At 74.4% G+C, this 7,576-nt stretch carries 4 protein-coding genes and 1 pseudogene; 2 read left to right on the top strand and 3 right to left on the bottom strand.

The window, feature by feature from the left end; genetic code table 11:
- Window positions 1–65: 65 nt before the first annotated feature.
- Together ACFWOG_RS37720 and ACFWOG_RS37715 are read left to right on the top strand one after the other, a co-directional pair.
- Window positions 66–1,040: an ankyrin repeat domain-containing protein gene (locus tag ACFWOG_RS37720; RefSeq protein ID WP_380363984.1), complete on the top strand. Its 975-nt coding sequence runs from the start codon at window positions 66–68 to the stop codon at window positions 1,038–1,040.
- Window positions 1,041–1,151: 111 nt separating this feature from the next.
- Window positions 1,152–1,352, top strand: a pseudogene (locus tag ACFWOG_RS37715) (AraC family transcriptional regulator); the annotation flags it as partial.
- A gap of 63 nt (window positions 1,353–1,415) precedes the next feature.
- Here the strand turns inward: ACFWOG_RS37715 and ACFWOG_RS37710 are convergent.
- From ACFWOG_RS37710 to ACFWOG_RS37700, 3 genes are all read right to left on the bottom strand, one after another.
- On the bottom strand, window positions 1,416–5,729 hold the full coding sequence (locus ACFWOG_RS37710) for a trypsin-like peptidase domain-containing protein (protein ID WP_380363982.1): 4,314 nt from the start codon (window positions 5,727–5,729) through the stop codon (window positions 1,416–1,418).
- A gap of 9 nt (window positions 5,730–5,738) precedes the next feature.
- Window positions 5,739–6,089: a CU044_2847 family protein gene (locus ACFWOG_RS37705; RefSeq protein ID WP_329883798.1), complete on the bottom strand. Its 351-nt coding sequence runs from the start codon at window positions 6,087–6,089 to the stop codon at window positions 5,739–5,741.
- A 520-nt stretch (window positions 6,090–6,609) separates the two neighbouring features.
- Window positions 6,610–7,356, bottom strand: a complete 747-nt coding sequence (locus ACFWOG_RS37700; protein ID WP_380363980.1) for an SDR family oxidoreductase — start codon at window positions 7,354–7,356, stop codon at window positions 6,610–6,612.
- Between the last annotated feature and the right edge of the window lie 220 nt (window positions 7,357–7,576).

Raw genomic sequence — 7,576 nt, 5'->3', positions numbered from 1 at the left:
TCTGTGGACGATCGCACGCGGGCTGCGGGCGCTCGCTTCGGTACCGGAGGGGGCAGGTGAGCAGGATGACGGGTTGGACCGGTGCGACCTGGGACAGCTGGGGGCACCTCGGTGACATTCGTGCGCTGCTCGATGCGGGAGCCGACCCGGATACGTGGGGCGAATTCCGGCCCCTGCACCGGGCGGCGACGGTGGGCTCGCCCGAGGTGGTGGCCGAACTGGCGGGCCGCGTCTCGGACGTGGACACGCTGTCGAGCGGGACGACGGCACTGTGGGAGGCCGTCGTGGCCGGCAGGCCGGACAATGCCCGGGTCCTCGTCGCGGCCGGTGCCGATCCCTGGCTGCCCCAACTCGGCGGTTGGTCGCCCGGCGGGCTGGCCCTGGCCGGCCCGGTCCCCGACCTGTTCCCCTTCCCCGTTCCCGACGGACAACCAGGCCCGACCGCTGCCGAGCAGGCCACCGCCCGGTACGGTCGGCAACTCGTCGAGGCGCTGGGCCGCTTCCACTTCGAAGGCACCGGCCTCGCCTGCGTCGCCGGCATCGACGCGGCCGAGGCGATCCGCCGTCTGGACGCGACACCGGTGGACGAGGAGACCGCGGAGGACTTCCTCGACAACCCGTACGAGGTCGACGCGAGCGAGAGGATGCTCGTCGCCGGCGTCACGACCGTGCCCGGCGGATGCGTCGTCACCCAGCCCTGGGGCTACACCCCCTCCACCCCGGTCGCCATGGCCCACCTGACTGTGGGCACCATCGGCTACGGCCTCTACGCCAACGCCAAGAGTGGCAACCAGGGCCGCATCGCCCGCAACGGCACGAGCGGGGCCCACGGCCTCCACCCCGGTGGCGGTCCCCACCTCGACGACAGCCGCGAGGACGTCCTCACCGGATACCTCTACCGCGGCCACGCCGTCGCCCAGGCCTGCGCCTTCGCCGGACTGCGGCCCACCGATGCCCGCGCCGTCACCGGCCCCGCCGACACCTGGATCCGATTGCCCGACCTCGACTACCGGGAACTCCGCTCCGACCGCAGGGGCTGATCCCGGCCGTCGGTGGCGCCCCCGTCGAGCGTCACCGAAGGCCGGACGACTGCGGTGCTCGCCGTGCGCCCCGGCGGTCAGACGGCCCTGGGTGTCGGGTCGGCGTGGAGCTCGCCGGTGGACCCGGCGGTGGTGTGGGCCTGGGACCGGATCGTCGCCGGCCGGGGCCTCGTCCGGGTCGACCACCTGGCGGCCGAATACGACCAGTCCCACCTCCATCGGGACGTCATGGCGTTCACCGGCACGACCCCGGCCGCCGTGCTGGGCGAGCCGTTCCTGACGGTGGACGACCGCGCCTGGCCGGCCGCGTAGCGCCCGTGTGGGGAGCGTCACGGATCCCCCGGGCCCGGCCGGTGTCCCGACGGGACGCGGGGGTCACTTCTCCGGCGCCGTGCAGGCGTCGGGGCGGCTGCCCGGCGGGAGGAGTCCGCGTTCGGCCTCGGACAGTTCGCGGGCGGCGAGGTCGCACGCGCGTCGGCGCCAGGTCTCCGGGTCCAGCGGCAGCACCTCCACGGACGAGCCCTCGGACCAGGCGAGCCGGCTGCCGTCCGCCGACCAGTCGCCCGTCGCCCCGTAGCCGGGGGAGAAGTGGTACAGCTCCGTGCCCTTGCCCACGTCCCAGAAGGTGAAGGAGTTGGCCGTGGCCACGGTGCTCAGCCGGGACGGGGTGGGGAAGCCGTTGAGCCACTGAACGCCTTGGTAGGCCAGTGTCCGCCACGTGTGCTTGTCCATGTCGCGGATCCTGAGGACCTCGTCGGTGGTGACCACGGCCAACAGCCGTCCCGTCTGGTCGAAGGTCATCTGCCGGGGCGTGCCCTTCTCGGAGTCGAAGCTCTCGACGACCTTGCCCTCCTTGAAGTCCCAGATCTGGATCTCGTCTCCCCCCGAGCGGACGGCCGCCTGGTTGTGACCGGCGCGGGCCACACCGAAGACGGTGGAGGCCGCGGCCGACAGGTCGACCGGCTCCTGGACCGACGGCCGGTACGGCTTCCCGGCCTGCGCGCCGGACCGGAGGTCCCAACGGGACACGTAGGAGACGGCCGAGACCACGGCGTGGTCGTCGCCGTCGAACCAGACGTTGACCCAGGCCGGGGTCCGGCCCGTGCGGGGATCGACGCCCGCCGGATCGATCCCCGGGGGAGCGGGCAGCACCAGGCGGCGCACCTCGGCGAGTTCGGTGCCGGGGTCGGTGCCGGTGCCGGGCGGCCTCAGGTCCCAGACGAGGACACCGAGGCCGTCGGTCGTGACGGTCAGCAGCCGCCTGCCGTCGGGGCTGAACATCGGGTAGCTGCGCGCGAGTGGGGCGGAGGGGTGCAGGGCCGCGAGCTGGCGGCGCGTCTTCAGGTCCCACAGGCGCAGGGTCCTGCCGTCCGCGTCGACACTGGCGACACGGTCGTGGTCCACGTCCACGGTGCGGATCAGGCTCGTGAGCATGGCACTGTCGAAGCCGGTGGGCGCGGGCACCCGGGCGACGACGACCGTGCCGCCCGCGCTGACCGCGACCTTCATCGCGTCGGGGGGACCGGCGAGGCTCACGGCCGGCAGCGCGGTCGAGCCCGCGACGAACTCGTCCTGCTGTGCGGGGGCGGGCAGATCGAGCGTGGCGGGCAGTCCCTCCTGGAGGTCCAGCACCAGGAACCGGTACCGGCCCAGGCCGGCCCCGAACCGCTGCGCGGGGTTGAGCAGGAAGCGTCCCGTCCGGTCGAGCCGGGGCACGTACAGCGGGCAGACCAGGCCCAGTTGGGTGGTGCTGTACTGCTTCTTCACCCTCGGCTGCCCGGTCAGGTCCCAGGCCTGGAGGACTCCGTTGGCGGTGCACCGCACGAGGGTGGAGCCGTCCGCGCTGACCGTGACCTGCCCGACTTCCTGGCTGCCCCAGGTCTCCTCGTCCCGGAGGCCGCCGGACAGCTGCCAGCGCACCAGCTTGCCGTTCGCGCCGGCGGCTGCGCCCTCCGGGACGATCCGGCCGATGACGGTGGCACCGTCCGGGCCGAACCAGGCGTGCGAGGCGTTCCAGCCGGCCGGGGGTACGAGGGTGTCGCCGACCCGCGATCCCGTGGCCGTCTCCCACACCGAGACCCCTTCACCGGGGACGGCTGCGAGCAGCCGCTGCCCCGGGGCGTCGAAGCGGATGTCCGAGGCCGCCCGCGCGTTGTCGCGGGCCTGCGCGGTGTCCCGCAGCTTCACCGTCCGCCAGCTGCCGTCGGTCTGACGGGTGCCCGCCGTGACGAGGCCGTAGGGGGTGGAGGTCGCGACGGTGCGGCCGTCGGCCGAGGCCGTGACCAGCCGGACGACCCCCGTTCGGATCTGTGAGAGGTGCGGCGATCCGGTGGTGAGGTCCACCCCCAGGAGGTCGCCGGAGTGGAGGCCGACGGTGACGTGCTTGCCGTCCTCGCTGATGAACGTGTCCCGGACCTCGCCCTTGCCCTCCAGCACGATCTGTTCGACGTGCCGCATGCGGACGTACTGCTCGAACAGGGCCGTCTGTGCCTCGGGGGCCGGGTCCGTGCGGTACGCGGCGGCGCTCACCAGGGCCGAGGTGGTGAGCGACACGTCGTCGAGCCGGCCCGCGAGTTGCGCGAGCTGCGGGGAGGCGGCCCGCCGCAGGTCCTCGCCGAGCTTGCCGTTGGCCCCGTAGAACATCCAGGAGAAGGTGCCGGCGACGACCAGCAGGGCACTCAGGAGGCAGATCACCGCCTTCCTGCGCCGCTTGGCCCAGCGGGCCTGGGAGGCCTCCTCGGTGCGCCGGGCCAGGCTTGCCTCGTAGAACTCCCTCTCGGGAATCGAGAGTTCGCTCATGCGGGCCCGGACCTGGGCGACGGCGGTGTCGAGCGGTGCGCCCGTCAGGAGCTGGTCCCGGGCCTGGTCCAGCTCGCGCCAGCGGTCGAGGTCGTGGCGGAAGCCGGCGCGCCAGGTGAGGAACTCCCGGTCCTGCGCCACCTGGTGGGCCAGGGTGGGCCAGGCGCCGATGAGCGCCTCGTGGGCCAGCTCGACGGTCTGGCCGCGCTCCGGATCCCCGCCGACGACCAGGATCCGCCGCTCCGCGAGCCGACTGGCGATCCGCCACCGCCCCTCCCCGGCCTCGGCCCGGCTCAGCACCCCGCGCAGCGGCGCCTCGCCTCCCGGCATCAGCCTGACCAGCGCCGTGAGCAGCCGCAGGGCCTCCTCCCGGTCGACCTCCGCGATGCCGTCCCGCCAGGCGGCCTCCGCGTGGCGGCCCAGGGCGCCGCGAACCCCGCCGATCTCCTCGTACGCGGTGAACCTCAGGCGGCCCAGGGCCCGTTCGTCCCACAGTCGCGCCAGGACGAAGCCCAGCAGGGGCAGGACGCCGGGCCCGGTGCCGGCGTCGTCGAGCATCCGGGCGACCAGCCCGGGGTCGTACGAGAAGGCGGGGATGCGGGCCAGTGGCCGCAGGATCACCTCGGACATCTGGGCACGGGTCATCGGCAGCAGCGGCCGGACGGCGGCCCGGTCCAGGGCCGGTCCCAGCACGGGGTGCGAGAGCGCCGCCTCCATGAAGTCGGCCCGGAGGGTGACGAGTACGCGCAGCCCAGGGGGGCGCGGCTCGGGGAAGAGGAGTCCCACGGTGAGGTCGTCCGCGCGCCGGGGGTCGGGCAGGACCGCCTCGGCCTGGTCGAGGACGACGAGAAGGCGTTGGGCGCGCTCGCCCAGCGCGAGCCGGGCGGTGACCGGCAGGCCGTGGCGGATCAGGGACTCCTCCAGGTACCGCGGCCCCGCCGGTCCGGCGCGCAGCTCCGGCCGGGCCAGCCGGGCGAGTTCCGCGGCGAGGGCGGTGCGTACGGGGATCCCGTCGGCGGCGCGCACCACGAGTACTTCGTAGCCCCGCGCACGCATCCGCGGCGCCACTCCGGCCAGGGCCAGGGAGGACTTCCCGCAGCCCGAGGGGCCGACGACGGCCACGCAGGTCCGCGGGCCGGAGTCGAGGAGGGCGGTCACGTCCGCCACCTCGCCGTCGCGGCCGAAGTACACCTCGGCGTCCGCCTCCTGATAGGTGCCCAGGCCCCGGAAGGGCGAGGCGGGGGTGAGGACGGGAGCGAGCGGCGGGACCTCCGCGATCAGGGTCTGCGTGGGGATCATGAAGCTCTGCCGGGCTCCGGAGAGCTGGGCGGCCACGACCATCCCGACGACGGCCCCGGCCTGCTCGTCCCAGACGGGGCTGCCGCTGAATCCCTTGTCCACGCTGACGCCCTGCTGGTCGGCGCCCGAGAGCTGCACCCACCCCTCGGCGGTCGCGCCGCGCAGCCGCCCGGCGTGCCACACGCCGCCGGGGGAGACGGCGGGGAATCCCGCCACCCGTACGGGGTGCTGCCACACGCTCGCAGGCGAGGCCATGGCCAGCGGGGTCGCGCCGGGGATCGGTGCCGCCAGTCGCAGGACGGCGATGTCCCCGGTGCCGTCGGCCCGCAACGGGACCCAGTACGTCACTCCCGCCGCGGCCCGGCCGGCAGTGCCGGACAGGGGCCGGTCCAGGGTCAGGGTGCCCTGCGGCTCCCGGACCTGCGTGCGCGGCAGGCCCAGGGCGTCGGCGACGACATGGGCACAGGTCACGGCCAGGTCCGGGGCCACGAGGAACCCGACGCCGCCGACCGTTCCGTCGGGGCCCGTGACGCGGACGATGGCGGAGCCCAGCGCGGCGTCCGCGTTCGCGGACCCGCTCGCGATGGTCATTCCGGCCCCTTACGGAGTGTCGAGCGGCGCCGGGGAGTTCCAGGTCAGGGTCACCGAGAAGTTGGCCTCGGTGGCGGTGCTCGCGATCACGATGTCCGCCTCGGCCGACAGGGAGACCCCGAACTCCAGCGTGATCTCGTCCGGCCGGTGGACGAGACCGCCCAGCCGGCTCACGAAGCTGTCCGCGACCGGCCGGATGCCGTCCAGCATCTCCCCGAAGGAGCGCGACGCCCGCGCGACGGCGCCACCGCCGCGCCCGACCCTCGCCAGCGACTCGTCCACCTCGCGGATCTGCACCCGCAGCACTCCGTCGGTACCGTCCCCCAGCGGGACTTCGACCGTACGCACCTCGGTACCCATGCTCCGACCACCTTCCCCCGTTGTCCGGTTTCCCGGTTGCCCGGCAACTTTCCCATGACCATGGGGAGTTGCGGCAAGACCGCGAGCGATGTGCGCGGGGATGGCCGAATCGGAACCACGGGGAGGCGGACCGCGACGGCTCTCCCGCCCCGCCCCGCCCCCGCGCAGTTACCAGGGGCCGACGCGTCGACCTCGGTCGGAGCCGGGGTCGAGAACCGGCAGGTACCGCCCCACCGGGGCCGGGCCCTGGGCGCGTGGGTGCTCGGCGGGGCCTGGGTCCTCGAACCGTCCGGCTTCCCGCGCGGCCTGATTCCGGCCGTGCTGCTTCTCCTCGCGGGGCGCGTCGGGTGCGTCGAGCGAGGAGCCGGCCGCACGGCGGCCCGAGACCGGCAGCCCCTGGGCGCCGACCGGTAGGCGGCGTCCGCCCGGAGTCCGCCCGGAGTCCGTCCGGCGGTCGGCGTGGCCGGGCCGGGGTGGCCGGACCGGGGTGGCCCTCGCGACAGGGCCACCCCGAGCGGACTCAGCCCTGCTGCGCGAGCCAGTCGGTGTAGCGGGTCTCCGCGAGGCGGGCGTCGGGGCCCGGGAGGAGGGTGGCCTCCTGAAGCCGGGCGCCGAAGTAGGGGGCGGCCGGGTCCGCCACGACCGTGCGCGGGTCACCCTTGTCCGCGAGCCCCTTGCGGATGAGCTCGTCCAGCCGGAACGCCTCGGGTCCGGCCACCTCCACGATGCCGTTGACGGGGCTGCCGACGGCCGTGCGGCCCACGGCGGCGGCCACGTCGTCGGAGTGGATGGGCTGGATCCTCACGGGGGCCAGGCGCACGGTGTCGCCGTCGGTCGCCGCATCCGCGATGCCCTTCAAGAACTCGAAGAACTGCGTCGCGTGGACGATGGAGTACGGGATCCCACCGGCTGTGATCAGCTCCTCCTGCGCCTGCTTGGCACGGAAGTAGCCGCTCTCCTGGAGCAGCCGGGTGCCGACCACGGACAGTGCGACGTGGTGGGTCACGCCGGCGTTCGCCTCGGCCTTCAGGAGGTTGGCGGTCGAGGTGCGGAAGAACCTCAGGACGGCCTCGTCCTCGAACGAGGGGGAGTTCGACACGTCGACCACGACCGAGGCGCCCTCCAGGACCTCGGCGAGGCCCTCGCCGGTCAGTGTGTCGACGCCGGTGTTGGGCGCGGCCGCCACCGCCTCGTGGCCGTGTTCGCCGAGCCTGGCGACCAGCTTCGAGCCGATGAGTCCGGTGCCACCGATCACTACGACCTTCATGGGGGTGATCCTCTCGCGGAGATCCTTCTGACCTGTCCGGGGCGGTCCGATCGGCCGCTCGCCGCGCACCGGTCGGTCCCGCCCCACACGGGTAGACCGGACGGCCGGCTGATCTGTGACGCGGCACCCGGGTGAATCTCCGGAATCCCCCGGGGAGCGCCGGGCGGGCCGGCACCCGCCCCCGCCTCGCGCCCCCGGGGGCCGCAGCCCGCCCGGGGCG

This window comes from Kitasatospora sp. NPDC058406, assembly GCF_042722765.1.
GTDB lineage: Bacteria > Actinomycetota > Actinomycetes > Streptomycetales > Streptomycetaceae > Kitasatospora.
The sequence above is the reverse complement of the archived record's forward strand: the minus strand, read 5'-3'. Positions and strand labels throughout refer to the sequence as shown.